Genomic DNA, 19,601 nt, shown 5'->3' with positions numbered 1-19,601 from the left:
TACCGGTAACTCATTCGTTGCTTTATTTTTTATACAGCTATGGAAAAGCAACACCTCACCCACTTCAAAATCGAAAACTTCAAACGATTCAACTCATTCGAGATGAACAATCTCGGACAGTTCAATTTGATTGTGGGTGACAATAATGTGGGAAAAACATCAGTGCTAGAAGCATTAACGTTTTCTCCAAACATCATAGAATTAGCCCACAATTTTCTATTTGTAGCCTTATCACGCTATAAATATAATTTTTCAGATTCACTCATTAACAAACAAGAAGTACCAAATACCGAATTTTGGAATTACCTTTTTAAGGAAAGGCTCAAATCTATTAATATAAAAATAAATTATAATGAAAAATATTCTATTAATCTTTTATCTCAAGACCAGCTAAGTGACAAAGATAAAGAGTTTATAAAAAACAACATATTTCCTAATTTGGCAAATAAATGGATAAAGTTAAATTCTCAAAAAGACAGCACAGATAATTTCAATATCATAAGTGCTTATTTTGAGAATATAAATCTTAATATAGAGCACTACTGCCCCTTTATAGATGCGAATACTAACTATACTCATTCATTAGTAGATATTTTCTATGAACACTTCAATTCAAATAAGGAATCAAGGAAAGAATTAGAAAAGAATTTAAGGATGTTTATTAGTGACTTAGAAGAAATAAGAACCCATAAATTTCATGCTAATCAAGAGGCACTTGCTCTCACTTTGATTAATAGCAACGAAATATTCCCTATAACACAATATGGCGATGGTACATTAAAAGTACTCCGACTAATAATGGAGATTTTTATTACAAAAAATAATCGCCTAATGGTTGACGAGATTGGTTCTGGCATCCATTTTACTCGTTTAAAAGATTACTGGAAGACGGTTATTCAACTTTGCTCCAAATATAATGTTCAGCTTTTCGCTACTACTCATAGTCTTGAATGTCAGCGTGCGTTTGTAGAAGCTCTTCAGAGTGAAGAGATGAAACAATATCAAGCGGATGCAAGAAATATTACGTTGCTTGAGAATAAAAAGAGTGAGGTTAAAGCATTCACGTATGATTTTGACCAATTCGAGTATTCATTAAGTGTTGGTGTAAATACGCGTGGAGGTCAGTTATGAGTACAATCAAAATTTTGGTTGAAGGTATTGCGGATGCTAAGTTTCTCCAAGACATAATTGCAACATGGTATGATACTCCATTAGCCATTGCTGATTTAGGCAGACCCGGTGACATTGTTTGTCTAGGCGGAAAAAATGCATTCGATAGCGCGACTAAATTAGACAAACTTTCAATATTATTTGAACAAGCCATATTTCAGGAAATTCCTGTAATATTAATTGCTGATGCTGACGCATTTTCTAGCAATTATGCATTGTTTAACAGTCATAGCCAGACGCACGGTTTCAGTTTTTTTCTACTACCCAATCATGAATCTGATGGCGATTTAGAAACTCTATTACAAAATTTGATCCACTCAGATAATCAGGTCATTTTCGACTGTTGGCAAGCTTACGAACAATGTTTACAAGGAAAGCCCACCTACATGACAGACTCGGGTAGCTTTACCATACCTGCCCGAAAAACCAAAATATACGCTTACCTCGAAGCCTTAGTTGGAGAATCTGACTCCGAAAAGGAGAAAATAAAAGAGCGTCATCGCAATTACAGAGAATCTCGTCACTGGAATATTGATCCCGCCCATCCGCCACTCAAACCACTGAAAGAATTTTTAGATCAGTTTTTCAGTATGCAACAAATGGAGCCAGTAATGCCCGCTAGCCCAGTTGTCCCCCAATAGGACAAATCGTATTCAACCATGCAAATTGAGATCAAAAGCGTTAATGGAACCGAAATAGCCGAAGTAAAAGCAGATACGATTATCATCCATACAGCTCAGGACGGGCTGGATATACTGGCGAACTGCTCGTTTCAGGGTGCGGAGAAAATCATCCTTCATCAGGAAAATATCACGGCCGATTTTTTCGATTTAAAAACGGGTCTCGCCGGAGAAATTCTCCAGAAGTTTTCGAACTTTCGCGTTCAGCTCGCTATCGTTGGCGACTTTTCAGGCTATACCAGTAAAAGTTTGCAGGATTTCATTTTTGAAAGCAACAAAGGCAATCTGGTTCATTTTGTACGTTCTGTAGAAGAAGCGCTTCGATAGCATTTCCGGTACAGAATTTCGTGAAATGGTGTCGATTTTAGCACTTTTACTTTATTATTGACCTCCCAATAGCGTCATTATCCATTAACGCAATTAGCTAACAGCTTTCATGAACGAACAGAGTAAAGAGTTTCTGTATAAATACCTCAATAACGCTTCACCAACGGGTTTTGAATCGTCGGGACAGCAGATTTGGCTCGATTACATTAAACCCTACACCGACGAGTACATTGTCGATACGTATGGAACTGCGGTTGGTGTAATCGGAGCTGGCAAAGATTATAAAGTAGTCATTGAAGCCCATTCCGATGAGATTTCGTGGTTCGTCAATTACATTTCCGACGATGGCTACATTTTCGTTCGACGTAACGGTGGCTCCGATGCACTCATTGCGCCTTCTATGCGGGTAAATCTGCATACGAAAAAAGGAACTGTCGAAGGTGTTTTCGGCTGGCCTGCCATTCACGTACGCGACCTCGCAAAAGATGTCGCTCCGAAAGTGACGGACTTATTTATCGACGTGGGTGCCGCAACCAAGCAGGAAGTTCTGGACATGGGCATTCATGTTGGTACGGTTTGTACGTTTGTCGATGGCCTGACCGAGATGAATAATCGTTACTACGTTGGTCGTGCACTGGACAACCGTATGGGCGGTTTTATGATTGCCGAAGTGGCTCGTTTGTTGAAAGAAAACAACGTAACGCTGCCGTTTACGCTCTACATAGTGAATGCAGTTCAGGAAGAAATTGGTCTGCGCGGTGCCGAAATGATTGCCCGTCGACTGAAACCCGATCTCGCTATCTGTACCGACGTAACGCACGATACACAATCGCCGAAGTACGACAAAAAAGAACAGGGCGACCTCAAATGTGGCGATGGTCCCGTGCTTTGCTACGGTCCGGCGGTTCAGAACAACGTACTGGATTTCCTGATTGCGGTAGCCGAAATGAAAGAAATCGCGTTTCAGCGTCAGGCGGTTAGCCGCTCGACCGGCACCGATACCGACGCCTTTGCCTACGCCACCGAAGGCATTGCGTCTGCCCTGATTTCGCTTCCGCTTAAGTATATGCACACAACTGTTGAAACTGTCCACATGGACGATGTGCAGAACGTAATCAAGCTTATGTACGAAACGCTGTTAGCCTTAAAAGGCAACGAAGATTTCCGGTATATCAAGTAAACAAGGTAACAAAAAAAGCCGGATTAATTTCCGGCTTTTTTTGTTACCTTAACAGAATCAATTATCCGCAATATGAGGGAATTAATCTTTTTGGTTGAGGAAGATCCTGAAGGTGGTTATACCGCACAGGCCGTTGGCGAAAATATTTTCACTCAGGGCGAGACAATAGCGGATTTAAAAATAATGATTCGGGATGCTATTGATTGTCATTATAATAGCTCAGCCCAGTGGCCGCAATTAGTACGATTGCATTTTGTAAAAGACGAAGTCTTTGCACTATGAGAATACCGCGCGACCTAACTGGATTGGAATAAATAAAATGGTCATTATTAGTCTTTGGATTCAGCATCATCAACCAAAGTTAATATTCATAATATCTATTACGGTTGTTCATTCTTTAATTTAGATTGAATTTCATCTATTCTACTTTTTTTATTACTACTTAATTCTTTCAATATATAATCAACATCCCAATCCCTAGTATGAGAAAAGACTACGTTTATATTTAAAAAATTACTCCTAATACGGTTAAATGATTTTGACGCTAAATCGACCAGTTCACGAATTTCGTCAAAAGTTATTCGTGCTATAGTACCGTTAGGATCGTAATGTGCATATACTTTATCTCTTGCCGCAGTCACTTTTTCAATTACTGACTTTTTGCCCTCAATCTCTATTGTTATAGTTTCTAAATCATCTAAAATATCTTTTCGGGAATGATAAATTCTTCCAATATATTTCTTATTATTTTCCAATAGAGCAATTAACTCACCATCATATTTCTCATTTTTCAAACGATTGATCAATTTATATAAGCTAATCTTTTGATTATTTGAAGTAGACAATAGTTTACATAACTGTATAATCAATATGAACTTCAACTGAGAAAAATGAAGAAGCCAAAAGCCTTGGTTTTTTATTATCTCTTCATACTCATATTTATTAACAATTAATCTTTCAACATTATTCATGCAAATATTTAAATCAGCAAGTATTTGGAACATTTGCTCAAACCTCTCTTTCAATTCACTAAGGGTTATCATATACTACAGCGATTCTATCTTAATACCAGAATTATACACATAAAATATATGACAATAAAGCTTATTATCCTTCGAGTAGCTTATGGTTCGGTCGCATCAAGTAGGAATGTATCAGAATTGGAAATGTAGCAAAACCAGTGATAATATTGACTGCTTTTGCTACGTTTCCAATTTTATTTTCAATCCGCTACCCATTCCGGCGGAAGCCACCGCCTTGTCCTCGGTTACCTCCCCGTTCGCGCTGTTGGAACGGATCGCGTGGGGGCGTAACGCCAGCACCGAACTTGCGCAGGTTGTATACGAAGCTGACCATAAAATACCGATTCAACACGCGGCTCTGCACCTCTTCGGTATACGTATCGGTTACGTTCCGAACGATGCTTCGGTTCTGGTTCAGCAAATCAAACGCCTGAATCCGAATTTCGCCCTGATTCTGCTTGAATAACTGCCGCGACAACGTAGCATTCCATAATGTAAATGACTGATTGTAAGCACCCGCACTACCACCATAGTGATTGTAATACACATCCGTCGAGAATGTGAACCGAAGCGGAAGCTGATAGAACATATCCAACGTAACGGTCTGATTTAGGAACGTCGTGTTTTGCTGTGGCTGCAACGAATACTTAGCCGATTGCAGGTTGATATTTCCGGCTAAATTCAAATCCAGTTTTTCGGAGAAGTTCGAACTTAGTCTTACTCCCTGCCCAAGCAGCCAGTTTGTTGCTTCGTTGGGCTGGTTGTTCACAAAACTCTGCCCCCGGTTATGCGTTACGTTAGTTGTCAGGTTCACGTTGGTCTTCTGAGAACCAATCGTAACTGGCTGACCAAATACCAGAAATCCATTGACGGTGTAATAACCGTTGGTATTGACGGGCTGCGTTGTCTGCGCTCCTGCCGACGTAAAGGTCGTTGCGTTTACGATTTTATTATCGGTCCGGCTCAGGTTTACCGACGCAAACAGGTTGCGGAACGTAGCGGAACTGAATCGATTGAAATTCAGCGAGATATTATGGCTATATTCAGGTTGTAGGTTGGGGTTACCAAGTTGAATATTCAATGGGTTTGTATTGTTCGGAACGGGCTGCAACTGATTTACCGAAGGCGCGTTGATACGTGTCCGGTAATTGATACGTAGTGTACGCTGTTTTCCGAAATTATACGTAAACAATGCATTCGGCAATAGATTTGAAAACGACCGATTCAGGCTTCTGTCCCGACTACTGAGATTATCGGAATTCAGGTTTGCCTGCTGCGCATCCAGACCAAGAGCATAGGTATATTTCAGGCGTCTGGTTTGCCAGGTCAACCCACCCCGATTGGTCATGTAATCGTTAATAAAATTGTTGCTCAATTGCGTATTCAGCAAATCGTAGCGGCTCGTTGCTTCGTTGAAATCATTAACAGCCCGGTTCGACGTATTGTGATTATTCGACAGCGTGTAGTGAAACTCCAGCGTCTGACGTAGCGAAAGTGGTTCAGTATAACTCACGTTCACCGAATTGGTCATCGAGTTCGTCTGCTGATTGTTACGCTGGTTAATTGTCTGCGTCGTGATTCCCGTCAGTGTATCTTTCGTAATAACACCCGATGTCAGTGTTGTCGATGCGCCGTTGAACTGGTTAACCGAGCGGTTTATACCTTCGTTATCCTGATTATTGAGGGCAATGTTCCAGTTTACCGAAAATGTTCGGCCTTTCTTCCGAAACTTCCGCATAAACAACAGTGAATTGTTACCGTTCAAGCCTTCGCCGTCCGATTGATAATTGGTGCGGCTTGAGTTGGCCAGTACACCTTCGCGAGAGAGCGTTGTGGCTTCGCTATGGTTATTGTAGTTAGAATTTAGCCACGAAAAACTCGGGATCAGCCGAATGGTTGTCAGTGTATCGAGTCGGTAATCCAGCCGAAGGTTAAGCCGATGATTGGTATTGGTGTTGTCAGAACCGTTGGCCTGGTTACGGATGAAACCGGCATCGGCCCGCGTTGGCCCCGACGTAGTGCTCGGTATTACGTTCTCCCGACGGCTTTTCTGATCCGTTAACGTATTGGTATTGCTGACGTTATAGCTACTTACTACGTCGATTTTTTTGCCCCAGCCATCGCGGTAATTGATGCCGCCCGCCCACGATTGCGTAATAGCATTGCTACCAACCTGACCGCCACCGCCCGTACTTCCGCCACCCGCGCCACCGCGTACCATATTACTTCCACCGCCACCACCCTGACCTTGTCCGGCTCCGCCAAAGCTGCTACCAAGCCCTAAATCCTGCGCCGAAAAGCCTTGCTGATTGATGTTATTGGCCATACCCAGCACCGAAATCTGTCGACCATCATTGAATTGATTAAAGCTGATACGTCCCGAATAGCGTGCATCATCGCCGGGTTTTGGCCCAACTGCCAGCGACTGCTGCCCAAATGAGCCTTTCCGCTTATCGCGTTTGGTAGTAATGTTAATGGTTTTTTCCCGGTCGCCGTCGTCTACACCCGAAAACGCAGATTGTTCTGACGACTGATCGAAAAGCTGCACTTTATCAATAATATCGGCAGGTAAATTACGAGTTGCCATTTTAGGATCGTTCCCGAAAAACGGTTTGCCATCGACCAGTACTTTCGTTACGGTTTGGCCCTGCGCTTTTATAGCACCGTCGCGGTCAACTTCAACCCCCGGTAGTTTTTTAAGCAATTCTTCGACCTGCGCATTCGGACGTGTTTTAAACGAACCAGCGTTAAACTCCAGCGTATCGCCTTTCACAGCCACAGGTGCGCGCTCACCCTGCACCGATACTTCGGTCAGCGTCTGCGATTCAGCAATCAGTTCTACTGTCCCAACTTCAGCGATCTGATCGGCTTTTGTGATCGAAATCCGTTGTGCCCGACTACGGTAACCTACATACGTAACAAGTACACGATACTGCCCTTCGGCCACTTTTGGGAATAGGAATTTTCCGTCGCCATCCGTGATCCCAAACGACACCAGCGACGAATCCCGACCCGATAAAAGCGATATCGACGCTTCGAGCAATGGCTTCCGAGTCAGGGAATCGACCACGGCCCCACGAATGGTACCGCCCGATTGCGCGAACGTAGTATTTATAAAGAATAGTGAATGGATAATGAAGAATGTACCAAACAGGAATCGCTTCAGTATCGGTCGAAAAGTGTTCATCTTACATTCGTTGATCATTGATGGACTGGCTCCGACAGGCTCTGGCTGTCGGCGAGGTTGTAACTGGAATATTAGCCGCTATTGTTTCATCGACAGCCAGAGCCTGTCGGGGCCGATTAATTTCTTGGGAATGGGTTGTTCTGCATCATTTTCTGTCGAAAATCGGCCATTGCTTTCCGACGTAGCTGATTCATTTCGTCTTCCGAAACCACTTTGGCGTCTTTTGGCGGCTGTACAGCCGTTTCGGCCACGGCTTCCATCGATACGTTAGTCGCCTTAAATGACTGACTATCTGACTCTATCTGCAACACTACGCCTTTCTCCGGTGTCAGGGCGGCAACTGGCGAATACGTAAACGGCAGATCGGTTGTGTACCAGATAGTATATGTTTCTTCAGGTGCTTGGGGGGCCTGTTGCCGCTGTTCCTGAGCCTGCGCTTTGCCGTCGTTGCTACCATTTCGTCCCTGCCGTATCCGCCGAGACGGACTATAGGCCACAGTAGCTTTATGGCAAACGTAACCTGCTATTTTTTTTGTTTTATCTGACAATTGCCAGCCTTCAGCCTTCGCCAGCGGATGCTCCGTCCGATACGTCTGTTTCACCGAATCTTTCGTCATCGTCATTACGTCGATGCTTTGCCGATTGGCTAAGTCCAGATACGTTTGTTGCTCAAAAGGGGGGGTCATGTTCATGGTACGCGGCCGGTTGCTACGTTCGCCCGATCCACCGCCATTACCATCGCCCATTTGCCGACGGAACATCATACCGCCCTGCTGACGGTCGCGTTCTTCTTTGGCCATTGTTCCCGAGAAAACGAGCTTCTGCGTAAACGATATTACATCAGGCGCTCCTTCGGGCAACTCGGGCGCACCGGCACGAACTTCCTGACCATTAATGACCATCCGCATCTGCGACCGATCAATCTGGCGCATACCTTCGTATGTAATTTTGCCGGATACGCTGGTCTGCGCCAACGCTGACGTACTAAACAGTCCGGCTGTTAAACAGGCAAAAATGAATTGTTTCATGGTGAAATGAGAGATTCTGACTGTAAACGTTGCACATTTTTTTTAACTGAAGCTGAAAATCTTGCTGAAAGCAATTAAATCGATACTAAGTCGGTCGTTTTAACCTCCGAATGCTACGTAATGACGCCCAAACGAATTATTTCGCTCGTTCCATCAATTACCGAACTCCTTTTCGACCTTGGTCTTGACGATGAGGTAGTGGGAATTACAAAGTTCTGTATTCACCCCGCTAATAAAGTTAAACAGAAGCCTATTGTGGGTGGCACTAAAACGCTACGTATCAACAAAATAAAGGCGTTACAACCCAACCTGATTATTGCCAATAAAGAAGAGAACACACGTGAGCAAATCGAAGAACTTCAACGTCAGTACGCAGTTCACGTAACCGATGTGGCAACGCTACCCGATGCGTTGTCGATGATTCGGGTAGTAGGCACGCTGGTTGGGAAAAGTCAGGAAGCGGAAGCTATGTCTCAACAGCTTGAAGAAACCCTCTGCCCCGCGCCCGTTGCTCCCAGCAAACGAGTGGCTTATTTTATCTGGCGAAAGCCGTATATGGTTGTGGCAAACGCTACGTTCATTCATTCGATGCTCAACATAGCAGGTTTTCGAGACACGTTTGCGCACGAAAATCGCTATCCAGAAGTAACTCCAGAGCAACTGCAAGCCGCCCAACCGGATCTTATTTTCCTATCGTCCGAACCGTACCCATTCACCGACAAACACGTAGCAGAATTTCAGGCAATATGCCCATCGGCTAACGTAGTGCTGGTTGATGGTGAGCTATTTTCGTGGTATGGTAGCCGCTTATTGCGGTCGTCGGACTATTTTAAGAAATTGCGTAGCGAAGTCCGTGACTTCTAAAACTAACTATTCTCACGAACGTATTTTCGAGTAAATGCCAACTAGTAACGACACACTTTCTATTGCTTCCATCAACCTGATTTTATTCGTAGCGCAGCAATATGGGGTCGATAGTGATGCACTAGCGCATTCTATTGGCGTTACGCCGGAGCAACGTAGTGACCCCGACGGGCGCGTATCGATTCAGAAAATACAGGCGCTCTGGCGAGAAGTTGTTCTGGTTACGGGTGAGCCAGATCTGGCACTGAAACTAGGCGAGCTGGTTAATCCGCTGGCTTTAGGGGTACTCGCCTACGTAATGATGCACGCGCCCACGCTGGGAAAGGCATTGGAGCGACTCTGTCAGTATCAGGATATTGCCTGCGAGGGTGTTCTGACAAACGGACAATTCACTACGTCTAGAGAGCAGTACGTTCTGTATCTGCAACTTATCAGTTCTGATATTATTTACCCACAGCACACGCTCAATTCCGAGCTTTCTATTTATCTAGCCGCGATGCGCGCCCTGACAGGCCATCCTATCGTTGCTAGTGAAGTCCATTTCGCCTATCCGCGCCCTGCCGACACACGAGAACATGAACGTGTATTTTCGCCAGCAAAATTGACTTTCGATACCGACATAACGCACTTGGTTCTCAATGCTACGTTGCTCGATTTACCGATTTTAAATGCCAGCTCGAGTCTATCAGTTTTGTTCGAAAAACACGCAGCCGATTTGCTGAATCAATTGAAGGCTCCAGCATTGAGCCAACGAGTGAAAACCGAAATCATTGCCATGATGAAAGGCGAAGAACCTACTTTGTTCGCAATTGCTGACCGCTTAGCAATGGGTGTTCGGACGCTTCAGCTTCACCTGAAAGAACTCGGCACGTCGTATCAGCAACTTCTCGACGAAACCCGTAAAGAACTGGCCGTTAGTCACCTGCGTGAATCGAGCTTAAGCACCACAGATATTTCATACTTACTCGGTTTTGCCGAACCCAGCGTGTTTTTCCGGTCTTTCAAAAAATGGACAGGAAAAACACCCCGCGCGTATCGACTGAGTTAATTATTGTACTGGAATAAACACTTCCATCTTTTCCCAACGTAGCATTATACCATCCGAAATAACATCAAACGTCAGTTGTTCGGTGTAATCATGAGGACGAACGTCTTCGTAATGACGTACTACGTCGTCGCTGGCATTGTAGCCCTGAGTTCCCCAAAGCTGGTTGTTTCGGTTCAGAATAATAGTCCAGTTTGTTGGCCCCGGAATGGTGAAAAGCGAATACGTTCCGGAGGGAACTTTGGTTTGATGACCAATAGTCACGTCGCGGTCGAAGGTAATGGTTGTGGCTTCATTAGCGCCGGTTCGCCAGATTTTGCCGTATGGTGCAATCGTTGACCAGACATCGCGTCCACGTACCGCAACTTTCGAATACCGTACCCGAACGAATTTGCCATTAATCTCTCCCTGTGCGGCAGATCGTGGAGAGCCTACCGGCGGAGTGTTGGCGTTATTATTTCCTGAATACGTAGTAGCTTGACCTGTATTCGTAGTAGCTGACGACGTATTGACCCGACCAAATTCGGCTTCGAATTGACGAATCAAATTTGACGATTGAAATAAATCGACTAATCCCGGAAATTGATCACGGTCGCTCACGTAAGAAAAGCAGGTTCGGGCCAGCGTCATTTTTCCAGATTCTTCCTTGTAACTCGCCACAATACGTCGTGCCTGTGCCGATGCCATACTACGTAGCGAACCGGTTTGTTTTATCTTAACCAGCATGGCCTGAAGCGGATCGCCAACCGTACTATACTGTGACTGGATGATGAAACTTACATCATTATCATTCATTGTCCGTCTGCTCGTACTGCCTCCGCCCGACAAATCACTCACACTGTTGGCAGGCATAAATTTCCAGCTATGTGCGCGTTTGTCGCCTGTAAAACGTATCAGCGGTTGACCCGACAAATCCAGCATGATTGTTTGCCGGGGAGATGCATTCGGATCAATAAAGACGACCCGAATTCGGTCGAGGTTCCAGTTGTCGTAGCCTTCGAAAGCGTTACGTCCGTTACCATCGTGCGCAATTTTGATTCCTTTAAAATCAGAGGGTTTCCAGCCGCTGCCCATCGGAAACACAAAACTAAAATTGGAATTATTGCCCGATCCGCGTCCATCATTGATGTTAACATCGGCCATTCCCGGCCCCATGTTTACATTTGTGTATAATGTAGCGAGTACGTTCTGTCCATTACGCAGATCGTCGCCACCTGTGTAGAGCGTAAGCCGCAGGTATGGATCATTTCCATTCTGAGCTAACACGTAACCCGGCCCCCACAACAAGACGAACAGTAAGCCTGCCAGCCGATTGACCAATAAACGAGAGTTCATGACACAGCAGATCAATCAGGCAGGTTGTAGAACGCTTTCACTTCCTCGTAATTAGAATAATCAACAGCGGCTTTACGACCGTTTCGAAGATCGTTGGCGGGAATAACAACCACTCTGACTGCTGTGGCGTTCAGTGCTGTTCCAACAGAAACTCGTTTAACAGTGACTGTTGAGGTTGATGCAGGTGTCATATATGTCCTGAATTCACCGTAAAAATCTATCTCACCAGGAACAGCATACCACAAGGAAGTAGTTTTGATATAAGTTAAATAAGCACTCTTTTCAGCCACCTCAGCGTTTACCCCTGTCAACGCCAGTGTAACTGTAGCTCCTACTGTATTAGCCCAACTTTTGGCTCCATACGTAATTTGAATCACATTAGCATTACCGTTCTGCCCCGCAGGACCTTGTGCGCCAGCTGCCCCTGCCGCTCCGGCTGGCCCAGCGGGACCTTGTGCGCCAGCAGCTCCCTGAGCACCACTAGGGCCGGGGTCACCTTGTGGGCCTTTGCAGGCTGAGAAAGAAAAAAGAACGATGCTCACCAGCAGAAAGGCGTGAGCGATACGGGACGTAGTAGATGTAAGCATGGCTGAATAGATTGATACGTAAACGCAGCTACGTTGCTACGTTTGATTACGACAAAATTCAACCATACCACGAACAGTCTAAATCCCATAAAAGGGGGATAAGAGTTGGCCTACTCTTACATGTTTCCCGAGCTGGTGTGCTTAAAACTATCGAAATATTTCAGACCGTAGCCAAACATACGATCCATTGCAGAGTGCGCAAAAAGAATCACACCAGCCAATATAAAAATCTGATTACCAGTCGCCAAACCAAGCAATCCAATAACAATGCCTAATCCTTTATGATGCACAATATTGTACGTAACGGCACCAACAGCCGGATTTATTACATAGCCAATCATGCTGAGGTCGGGCACGAGGATAAGGGCAGGAAACCACCACCAGGCAAAATTCAATTGAGAAAATATATAAATACCACCTAAAAATTGTATCAGTTCTTCCGATTTCAACAGGGTTTTCATAGCCTTCGTATAGTTTGTGTTTGTATGCTACAAAGGTCTGATGAAACAGCTAGGGCATTGATGACAAAAAATGAAAACCGACTGACCAATTGCGCAAATCTGTAACAGAACGCAGTTCTTACAACTGGCTGAAAATGATTCAGAAAACAGCGCAACGTAGCTAGTAGGAAATGCGTATCGGGGATAGTAAAAATCACTATCTCAATTGACCTGCATACTATCGTGAAACACATCTCGCTTCTTTCTTTTCTGATTGGCTTGTCCGTATCGGCATTGGCGCAGGAAACCGTGATTGATACGAGTTATTATACCCTTCCCGTTCATCGTCGGCGCGTTCTTACCGAAGACCCTGACGAACGTAATACCCCCTCCTATCAACCTGTCAAAAGTCGTCGAAATGTCGACGCTATAACCGGGCGTTCAGTTCGGGAAATACAAAGCTGGTACGTTAATCTGGAAGGCGGGTTTCGCAACGATGCGAGCGAACTGAGTAATTCGTTTAATGGACTTATCAGTTCATCGTCTAAAACGAAGGCCGTCTGGAGCGTACTACTTGGGTATACGTATCGGAATGCGTGGACTGTTGAAACAGGTTATGCCTACGCCCCTATCCATTTGAATATCACCGTTGCCAACGGCTCTACTCCTCTCGTTTATAATTACCAGAATGGCGGTTATGGCCTTCCGCTACGTATCAAACGACGTATTGGTTCTGGGAATAAAGCCGCAAATGGCACTGGATTTTGGGTATCGGCAGGCGCATGGCTGGTTCCGAATGGCGATGCACAACTTAATAATTTCAGGCTGATTGGGTATAGTTACCGCACCAGTCGAAGCCGCACCGCCGATACGTTACGTCTGAACAGTAACACGACACTCCGGGAAACCACCGGTTTGGCAGAATTAGGTGCGGATTATTCCGTTCGGCTAGCCTCGTTTCTCGAATTTGGCGTTTACCTCCGAAAATATTGGGGCATTGGCAAAGCGTTACGTTCCGATTTGGCGTATCGAGTCAATCAAACCGAACAGCAGGCGCTTGTTACGTCCGATGGTAAAGGCTGGAGCTTCGGTATTTCGCTACGTTACATCTATGGCCGCCAGCAGGAAGTGAAGCATTAGAGACTCTCGAAAACCCCTAAATTCCCTGAAGGAGACTTTTCTCGTGCTTGAAAAAAGTCTCCTTCAGGGAATTTAGGGGTTTTTATAAAAATTCTTAGGTTCGATTTTGGCTAATGCAAACCGGGAATATTGAACCGAAAACGCTTATTACTCAAACTCGACCGTAGCAACCTGCGCCAGATCATCCCAGAAGCTTGGATAGGATTTGTCGACAACGCGTGGTTCGTCGATAATAATTTCTTCCCGCATCACAACAGGCGCAAAGGCCATTGCCATACGGTGGTCGTCGTACGTAGCGATGGTAGCGGGTACCGAATGACTTCCTTCTAGCCGGTGAACTTCGTAGAGGTGATTTGTCTCTAGCTCAACCAGTTCGGCACCTAGTTTCTGCAATTCAGCTTGTAAAGCAGCAACGCGGTCGGTTTCCTTGATTTTCAAACTTTCGATACCCGTCAGACGTAACGTAATATCTTTTACTGCTGCACAAACGGCCACGGTCTGCGCGAGATCGGGGCAATCGGTAAAATCCCACGCCAGCGACTCTTCGGCTTTTCCTTTCGTCAGTCGAACTCCCGTTTCATTAAACGTGCTCTCAACGCCCAGCGACCGCATAATGTCGACAATGGCACTATCGCCCTGCAACGATTTTGGCTTAAGGCCCAGCAGATTGATTTCGGCGGTTTCGTCTTTTGCCAAAGCCGCTACGCTGTACCAATAACTCGCTCCCGACCAGTCGGATTCAATCGCGTAGCTTTGGGGTATATAGGGTTTCGGCGCAACCGTAATAATTTTAGCGTCCCAATCGGCCTGGACATCGGCACCGAAATAAATCATCTGCTCGATGGTCATTTCCATGTACGGACGCGACCCGATTGCACCTGTCAACTCCAGCGTCAAACCATCGGGCAACATAGGCGCAATCATCAGCAGCGCCGAAATATACTGGCTGCTCACATCGCCCCGAATGCTGACCCGGTTTGTGCTCGATGGGTTAAAACCATTCAGTTGCAGTGGCGGATAGCCTTCATTTTTCAGATACGTAATATCGGCTCCCAGCGTACGTAGCGCATCGACCAGAATCCCAATCGGACGCTCACACATGCGCGGGGTTCCGGTCATGATTTTCTGTTTACCTGTTATGGAGAAATAGGCCGTCAGAAAACGCATGGTTGTACCGGCATCCAGTACGTCGGCGGTTGCGTCGTCTGATTTGAGGAGACGAATCATCGTTTGCGTATCGCGGGCGGTCGATAGGTTGGTAAGGTCGCACTGAAAACCAGTCAGCGCATCGATAATAAGCGCGCGGTTGCTTTCGCTTTTCGACGAAGCCAGCGGAATGGTTGCCTGGACTAAACCAGGATTTGTTAACGTAGCGAGAGGAGTTAAACGGGCAGCGTTCAAAGGCAAAACGAGTTGGTACTAAACAAATTTGTTCGCAAAAAAACGAAAAATCGGCTAGATTCCGGCCATCATTCGTTTGCCAGTGAGCAGGCAATCTGTTTTATCGCATGACACAATTTATCAACGCCACCGTCTTTACCGGCGAAGAATGGCTAAACAACGCATCAGTACGTATCGAAAATGGTACGATTCAAGAAGTTACGGCGGCCTCCGATCCGAATGAAGAACATGTGATTGATCTGCACGGTGACTACCTCGTGCCGGGCCTGATTGACCTGCAATTGTATGGCGGCTCCAATCTTTTCCTGAACGATATTCCTACGCCCGACACCGTTCGGCATATTTACGACTCTCACGCCCGAAATGGCACCACTACGTTATTACCAACTATCCATTCGACTTCGCTGGAAATTATGCAACAGTCGATGGAAGCTGTGGCTGTGGTACGTAACGAAAATCCGCTCGGCGTGCCGGGCATCCATGTTGAAGGGCCCTATTTTAACCCAATTAAGCGAGGGGCGCACAGCATGGCCTACGTACGAACACCAGCAGAAGGTGAGTTGGAAGCCCTGTTTAGTACCAATGCTGATGTGATTCGGATTCTGACGTTAGCGCCGGAAATCCTGACGCCGGAACACTTCGCTACGATCAATCAATTGAAATCACCTACTACGTTGTTATCGCTGGGGCATAGTAACGCTACGTATCAGCAAGCAATGACCGCTTTTAACGACGGAATTCCGCTGGCAACGCATTTATATAACGCCATGCGTGGTTTCGAAAGTCGTGAACCGGGTATTGTGGGTGCCGTGTTTGACCATCCGACGGTACGTGCCAGTATTATTGCCGACAGTTATCACTGTAACCCAACCAGCATACGTATCGCTTATCGACTATTGGGCGAACGATTATTTTTAATTTCAGACGCTCTGTTTGCCAACCCACCCCGCCCAACGTTCGAACTGGGGCAATTTGTGGTACAATACGAACCCGATACCAACGGACCGGGACGCTACGTCAACAACGAAGGAAATCTGGCAGGATCGGCCATTACGTTGATTGATTGCGTCCGAATTGCGGTAGAACAGGCAGGCATTCCACTCACCAATGCACTACGTATGGCATCAGTGATACCTGCCGAAATTATTGGATTAAGCAATCAGATTGGTAAAATTCAGCCGGGGTACGTAGCCAATCTGCTGCAACTCAATAAATCACTGATAACTAAAAATGTCTGGATTTCCGGCAAACGAATTATCTGATTTGAGCATAGAGACAACCTACTATTTACCAGATTTATAGTCATTTGAAAACTGGTAAATAGTAAGTATAAATACGAATTCCATCCTGAAATTTACCTAAAAATAGTCGGTATGTATTTTTATATTGTATTATTAAAATAAATCGACATAATATTTTGAAATAATCTTTTTATTAAAAATTAAAATCTATACATTTAACCAAAAGCAATACAATTTTATTTTCTTACGATTTAAACAGTAGAAAAGTAAGTACAACCAACCGTCATAACTAATTGGCTGTACAACAATTTTCAGTTCATATATCCGAGGTATCATTCAGACTCTTTAGAGCCTGATGAATAGACCATTACTCCACTTTTCAACTCATTAATTATTAACTCATCAGCACTATGAGACGGTATACTACATCCGCTACGTATTCAGGACGCCGAAGTTATTCTCCCGGAGTTTTACAATACAGCTCCCCAGCTTCTCCGGTCAGAACACGTAGTGAAACTGGCCAACACAATAAAACTGGTAATCAGAGTCAGCCTAAAGCTGATCAGCACCGGAATTAGTCTAATCTTATGTTAAATTGTTGAATGATTGAGTGATTGAATGAAAGGTTCGTGTTTTCCTTGAACTTTTCATTTTACAGAATAGCTCTGGACGCTTGTTCGGAGCTATTTTTATAAACAGACAACTCATCGTCACCCATCATTTCGCGACTAATCAATTGCCCACGCACTGTTGGTGCAGAAATACCGTCGCCCAACATACGTGGACTACGAAACACCCGCATTTCGTCCCAAAGACCAGCCTGAATAAACGACCGAAAAAGCGTTGTTCCACCTTCAACAAATACTGACTGGATGTTACGTTGATACAAAATTTCCAATGCATGATTCAGCGACAGAGCGAATTCGTAATGAATCATGGCATTGTCATCTGCTTCCTGTTTGGGTTCATTTGGTCGTCCATGAAAAACAATCGTTGGCTGCGTACCATCAAATAAATGCAGTCGGGTGGGCAACGACAGATTTCTATCGAACACGATACGAATTGGATTTTTGCCGGGTTCAGCAACAGCCTGAACGGGCCACAACCGCGTATTCAGGCGCGGATTATCGTTACGTGCCGTGTTGGTTCCAACCATTATCGCGTCTTCTTCGCTGCGCCAGCGATGCACCAGCCGATGCGATAAATCGCCACTAATTTTTACAGGCTGGCCATTTTTCCCGGCAATATAACCGTCCGACGTTTCAGCCCATTTCAGAATAAGATAAGGCCGTTTTTTTTCAATAAACGTGAAGAATCGCGCATTCAGATTTTGCCCCTCCCCGGCCAATAAACCCGTTTCAACGGAAATACCAGCCGCCCGGAGTTTCGCAAATCCTTGTCCGGCTACCAGTGGGTTGGGGTCGTCGTTGCAGCAAATAACCCGGCCAATTTTCTTTTCAATCAGTAAATCGGCACAGGGCGGCTGTTTACCATAATGTGAGCATGGCTCAAGCGTTACGTAGGCAGTGCTCTCAGGCAACAGGCGCGTATCTTCGGGCTGTACCGACGCAATGGCGTTACGTTCGGCATGTGCCTGTCCGTAGCGTTGATGCCAGCCTTCGCCAATGATACGTCCGTTGTGTTCAATTACGCAGCCAACCATCGGATTGGGACTAACGTGACCCCGTCCGAGTATAGCCAATTCGAGGGCGCGACGCATAAACAGTTCTTGTTCCATGTTTAACGTGTCAGATGTCAAATTTCAGGTTTGTTCAATCAGGTTCGAATCTCGGCATTCAGATTTTCAGTATTAGCTAACCTGAAACTTGAAACAATAAACCTGAAACAAAAAAGATAAACTTCCCTATTTTTGGCAAAATTACCCGATAGAACCGAATGGCAACCGCCAAACCTTTATACGACCGACTAAGCAAGAACATTACGGCGTTTCCGCCTGAGGAAGCGCGCGAAATGGCTTTTATGCTCCTCGACCATTACTTTGGCCTGCGCAAGACCGACGTTCTGACCGATAAGCCCCTTCCGCCGAACCGGACCGAGCCCGACTGGTTTAAGATTCTGGAACGCCTAAATCGCCAGGAACCCATTCAGCACGTTATCGGCACCACGATTTTCTGCGGACTCGAATTCGAAGTATCGCCCGACGTACTGATTCCCCGCCCCGAAACGGAAGATCTTGTACGGCTGATCATGCACGATTTTGCTGATCGAACCGACGACGTACCGATTCTGGATATAGGTACCGGCAGCGGCTGTATTGCTATTACGTTAGCGCGTTTTCTGCCCCAATCGGTTGTAACAGGCTGGGACGTATCGGATCAGGCGTTGACGCTGGCACAACGTAACGCCGACAACCTGAAAGCTGATGTTAATTTCGAGATACAGGATATTCTGAACGTATCGGCCGATTTTTCGCGCCAATACGATTGTGTGGTCAGTAACCCGCCCTACGTAACACGTTCGGAAGCTGCGGTTATGGATCGGAATGTACTGGATTACGAACCGGGGCTTGCTCTATTCGTCGACGATAACGATCCGCTGGTATTCTACAAAGCCGTAGCCGATTTTTGCACAAAATACCTGACCAAAAGTGGGGCTTGCTACGTTGAAATCAACGAACGTTTTGGCGAAGCCACCCGGCAGGTGTTTATTGAGCGGGGTTTTGCTAACATTCAGGTTTACAAAGATATTCACGGCAAAGACCGGAGCATCCGGGCAACTTTTTAAAGTTATACGGTTCTAGAGTTGTAGGGTTGTAGAGTTATAGGGTTGGTTGACGCAAAATCGTTTTTACTGTCTTAAAACCTTACAACTTTATAACTCAAAATGCCCATCGTAAACCGTTTAGAAGACCTCAAGGCCTGGCAGCAAGCACGTTTCTTATCCAGTACTATTCATCAGGCAATTCGCGATAAGGTTTTCAGGATGATTTAGAT

At 45.4% G+C, this 19,601-nt stretch carries 19 protein-coding genes; 11 read left to right on the top strand and 8 right to left on the bottom strand.

The genetic code is table 11. The features are described from left to right. Positions 1–39 precede the first annotated feature (39 nt). The 5 genes from ACYVD4_RS10875 to ACYVD4_RS10855 all read left to right on the top strand — a co-directional run bounded on the left by ACYVD4_RS10875 (position 40) and on the right by ACYVD4_RS10855 (position 3,639). Complete coding sequence (locus ACYVD4_RS10875) at positions 40–1,131, top strand: AAA family ATPase (protein ID WP_460945379.1); 1,092 nt, start codon at positions 40–42, stop codon at positions 1,129–1,131. Then, on the top strand, positions 1,128–1,811 hold the full coding sequence (locus ACYVD4_RS10870; RefSeq protein ID WP_460945377.1) for a DUF3226 domain-containing protein: 684 nt from the start codon (positions 1,128–1,130) through the stop codon (positions 1,809–1,811). The genes ACYVD4_RS10875 and ACYVD4_RS10870 overlap by 4 nt, the downstream gene beginning before the upstream one ends. An 18-nt stretch (positions 1,812–1,829) precedes the next feature. Continuing rightward, complete coding sequence (locus ACYVD4_RS10865; protein ID WP_460945375.1) at positions 1,830–2,177, top strand: DUF4180 domain-containing protein; 348 nt, start codon at positions 1,830–1,832, stop codon at positions 2,175–2,177. A 109-nt stretch (positions 2,178–2,286) separates the two neighbouring features. Then, the gene (locus tag ACYVD4_RS10860; RefSeq protein ID WP_460945373.1) at positions 2,287–3,357 is read left to right on the top strand and encodes a M42 family metallopeptidase; all 1,071 of its coding nucleotides are present in this window, start codon (positions 2,287–2,289) and stop codon (positions 3,355–3,357) included. 72 nt (positions 3,358–3,429) lie between these two features. Beyond that, positions 3,430–3,639, top strand: coding sequence for a type II toxin-antitoxin system HicB family antitoxin (locus tag ACYVD4_RS10855; RefSeq protein ID WP_460945371.1), 210 nt, complete (start codon positions 3,430–3,432; stop codon positions 3,637–3,639). Between the two features lie 98 nt (positions 3,640–3,737). On the opposite strand, the gene ACYVD4_RS10850 is transcribed toward ACYVD4_RS10855, so the two are convergent. The 3 genes from ACYVD4_RS10850 to ACYVD4_RS10840 all read right to left on the bottom strand — a co-directional run bounded on the left by ACYVD4_RS10850 (position 3,738) and on the right by ACYVD4_RS10840 (position 8,594). After that, on the bottom strand, positions 3,738–4,400 hold the full coding sequence (locus tag ACYVD4_RS10850) for an AbiU2 domain-containing protein (RefSeq protein WP_460945369.1): 663 nt from the start codon (positions 4,398–4,400) through the stop codon (positions 3,738–3,740). A gap of 187 nt (positions 4,401–4,587) precedes the next feature. Beyond that, positions 4,588–7,566, bottom strand: a complete 2,979-nt coding sequence (locus ACYVD4_RS10845; RefSeq protein ID WP_460945367.1) for a TonB-dependent receptor domain-containing protein — start codon at positions 7,564–7,566, stop codon at positions 4,588–4,590. 116 nt (positions 7,567–7,682) lie between these two features. Further along, entirely contained in the window at positions 7,683–8,594 is a 912-nt protein-coding gene (locus ACYVD4_RS10840; RefSeq protein WP_460945365.1) for a GLPGLI family protein, read from the bottom strand. 120 nt (positions 8,595–8,714) lie between these two features. Here ACYVD4_RS10840 and ACYVD4_RS10835 point away from each other — a divergent pair, with 120 nt between their 5' ends. Continuing rightward, a complete protein-coding gene (locus tag ACYVD4_RS10835) occupies positions 8,715–9,458 on the top strand; it encodes a helical backbone metal receptor (protein ID WP_460945363.1) in 744 nt (247 codons plus the stop codon). Between the two features lie 34 nt (positions 9,459–9,492). Beyond that, positions 9,493–10,506 (top strand): AraC family transcriptional regulator, encoded by a 1,014-nt coding sequence (locus ACYVD4_RS10830; protein ID WP_460945361.1) that lies wholly within the window; start codon positions 9,493–9,495, stop codon positions 10,504–10,506. Here the strand turns inward: ACYVD4_RS10830 and ACYVD4_RS10825 are convergent, their stop codons facing one another. The 3 genes from ACYVD4_RS10825 to ACYVD4_RS10815 form a co-directional block, all read right to left on the bottom strand. After that, a complete protein-coding gene (locus tag ACYVD4_RS10825) occupies positions 10,507–11,838 on the bottom strand; it encodes a DUF2911 domain-containing protein (protein WP_460945359.1) in 1,332 nt (443 codons plus the stop codon). A gap of 11 nt (positions 11,839–11,849) precedes the next feature. Beyond that, a complete protein-coding gene (locus ACYVD4_RS10820) occupies positions 11,850–12,425 on the bottom strand; it encodes a collagen-like protein (protein WP_460945357.1) in 576 nt (191 codons plus the stop codon). 116 nt (positions 12,426–12,541) lie between these two features. Beyond that, positions 12,542–12,886, bottom strand: a complete 345-nt coding sequence (locus ACYVD4_RS10815) for a DUF4260 domain-containing protein (protein ID WP_460945355.1) — start codon at positions 12,884–12,886, stop codon at positions 12,542–12,544. A 222-nt stretch (positions 12,887–13,108) separates the two neighbouring features. Between ACYVD4_RS10815 and ACYVD4_RS10810 the strand changes: the two genes are divergently transcribed. Continuing rightward, positions 13,109–14,005 (top strand): hypothetical protein, encoded by an 897-nt coding sequence (locus ACYVD4_RS10810; protein WP_460945353.1) that lies wholly within the window; start codon positions 13,109–13,111, stop codon positions 14,003–14,005. Between the two features lie 147 nt (positions 14,006–14,152). Here ACYVD4_RS10810 and ACYVD4_RS10805 read toward each other — a convergent pair whose 3' ends face one another. Further along, complete coding sequence (locus tag ACYVD4_RS10805; protein WP_460945351.1) at positions 14,153–15,406, bottom strand: 3-phosphoshikimate 1-carboxyvinyltransferase; 1,254 nt, start codon at positions 15,404–15,406, stop codon at positions 14,153–14,155. Between the two features lie 107 nt (positions 15,407–15,513). Between ACYVD4_RS10805 and nagA the strand changes: the two genes are divergently transcribed. Further along, a complete protein-coding gene (gene nagA, locus ACYVD4_RS10800; RefSeq protein WP_460945349.1) occupies positions 15,514–16,668 on the top strand; it encodes an N-acetylglucosamine-6-phosphate deacetylase in 1,155 nt (384 codons plus the stop codon). Positions 16,669–17,057: 389 nt separating this feature from the next. Then, positions 17,058–17,225: a hypothetical protein gene (locus tag ACYVD4_RS10795; RefSeq protein WP_460945347.1), complete on the top strand. Its 168-nt coding sequence runs from the start codon at positions 17,058–17,060 to the stop codon at positions 17,223–17,225. Between the two features lie 74 nt (positions 17,226–17,299). On the opposite strand, the gene ribD is transcribed toward ACYVD4_RS10795, so the two are convergent. Then, positions 17,300–18,385 (bottom strand): bifunctional diaminohydroxyphosphoribosylaminopyrimidine deaminase/5-amino-6-(5-phosphoribosylamino)uracil reductase RibD, encoded by a 1,086-nt coding sequence (gene ribD / locus ACYVD4_RS10790; RefSeq protein ID WP_460945345.1) that lies wholly within the window; start codon positions 18,383–18,385, stop codon positions 17,300–17,302. A gap of 158 nt (positions 18,386–18,543) precedes the next feature. Between ribD and prmC the strand changes: the two genes are divergently transcribed. Then, on the top strand, positions 18,544–19,392 hold the full coding sequence (gene prmC, locus ACYVD4_RS10785) for a peptide chain release factor N(5)-glutamine methyltransferase (RefSeq protein WP_460945343.1): 849 nt from the start codon (positions 18,544–18,546) through the stop codon (positions 19,390–19,392). The last annotated feature ends 209 nt before the right edge of the window (positions 19,393–19,601 follow it).

The sequence above is a fragment of the Spirosoma daeguense genome, from assembly GCF_054776875.1.
This window is presented reverse-complemented; position numbering and strand designations above follow the sequence as displayed.

Excerpts from the sequence above, each read along its gene's own strand:
- ACYVD4_RS10875 (WP_460945379.1), top strand. The coding sequence starts at position 40 with ATGGAAAAGCAACACCTCACCCACTTCAAAATCGAAAACTTCAAACGA.
- ACYVD4_RS10870 (WP_460945377.1), top strand. The coding sequence starts at position 1,128 with ATGAGTACAATCAAAATTTTGGTTGAAGGTATTGCGGATGCTAAGTTT.
- ACYVD4_RS10865 (WP_460945375.1), top strand. The coding sequence starts at position 1,830 with ATGCAAATTGAGATCAAAAGCGTTAATGGAACCGAAATAGCCGAAGTA.
- ACYVD4_RS10860 (WP_460945373.1), top strand. The coding sequence starts at position 2,287 with ATGAACGAACAGAGTAAAGAGTTTCTGTATAAATACCTCAATAACGCT.
- ACYVD4_RS10855 (WP_460945371.1), top strand. The coding sequence starts at position 3,430 with ATGAGGGAATTAATCTTTTTGGTTGAGGAAGATCCTGAAGGTGGTTAT.
- ACYVD4_RS10850 (WP_460945369.1), bottom strand. The coding sequence starts at position 4,400 with ATGATAACCCTTAGTGAATTGAAAGAGAGGTTTGAGCAAATGTTCCAA.
- ACYVD4_RS10845 (WP_460945367.1), bottom strand. The coding sequence starts at position 7,566 with ATGAACACTTTTCGACCGATACTGAAGCGATTCCTGTTTGGTACATTC.
- ACYVD4_RS10840 (WP_460945365.1), bottom strand. The coding sequence starts at position 8,594 with ATGAAACAATTCATTTTTGCCTGTTTAACAGCCGGACTGTTTAGTACG.
- ACYVD4_RS10835 (WP_460945363.1), top strand. The coding sequence starts at position 8,715 with ATGACGCCCAAACGAATTATTTCGCTCGTTCCATCAATTACCGAACTC.
- ACYVD4_RS10830 (WP_460945361.1), top strand. The coding sequence starts at position 9,493 with ATGCCAACTAGTAACGACACACTTTCTATTGCTTCCATCAACCTGATT.
- ACYVD4_RS10825 (WP_460945359.1), bottom strand. The coding sequence starts at position 11,838 with ATGAACTCTCGTTTATTGGTCAATCGGCTGGCAGGCTTACTGTTCGTC.
- ACYVD4_RS10820 (WP_460945357.1), bottom strand. The coding sequence starts at position 12,425 with ATGCTTACATCTACTACGTCCCGTATCGCTCACGCCTTTCTGCTGGTG.
- ACYVD4_RS10815 (WP_460945355.1), bottom strand. The coding sequence starts at position 12,886 with ATGAAAACCCTGTTGAAATCGGAAGAACTGATACAATTTTTAGGTGGT.
- nagA (WP_460945349.1), top strand. The coding sequence starts at position 15,514 with ATGACACAATTTATCAACGCCACCGTCTTTACCGGCGAAGAATGGCTA.
- ACYVD4_RS10795 (WP_460945347.1), top strand. The coding sequence starts at position 17,058 with ATGAGACGGTATACTACATCCGCTACGTATTCAGGACGCCGAAGTTAT.
- ribD (WP_460945345.1), bottom strand. The coding sequence starts at position 18,385 with ATGGAACAAGAACTGTTTATGCGTCGCGCCCTCGAATTGGCTATACTC.
- prmC (WP_460945343.1), top strand. The coding sequence starts at position 18,544 with ATGGCAACCGCCAAACCTTTATACGACCGACTAAGCAAGAACATTACG.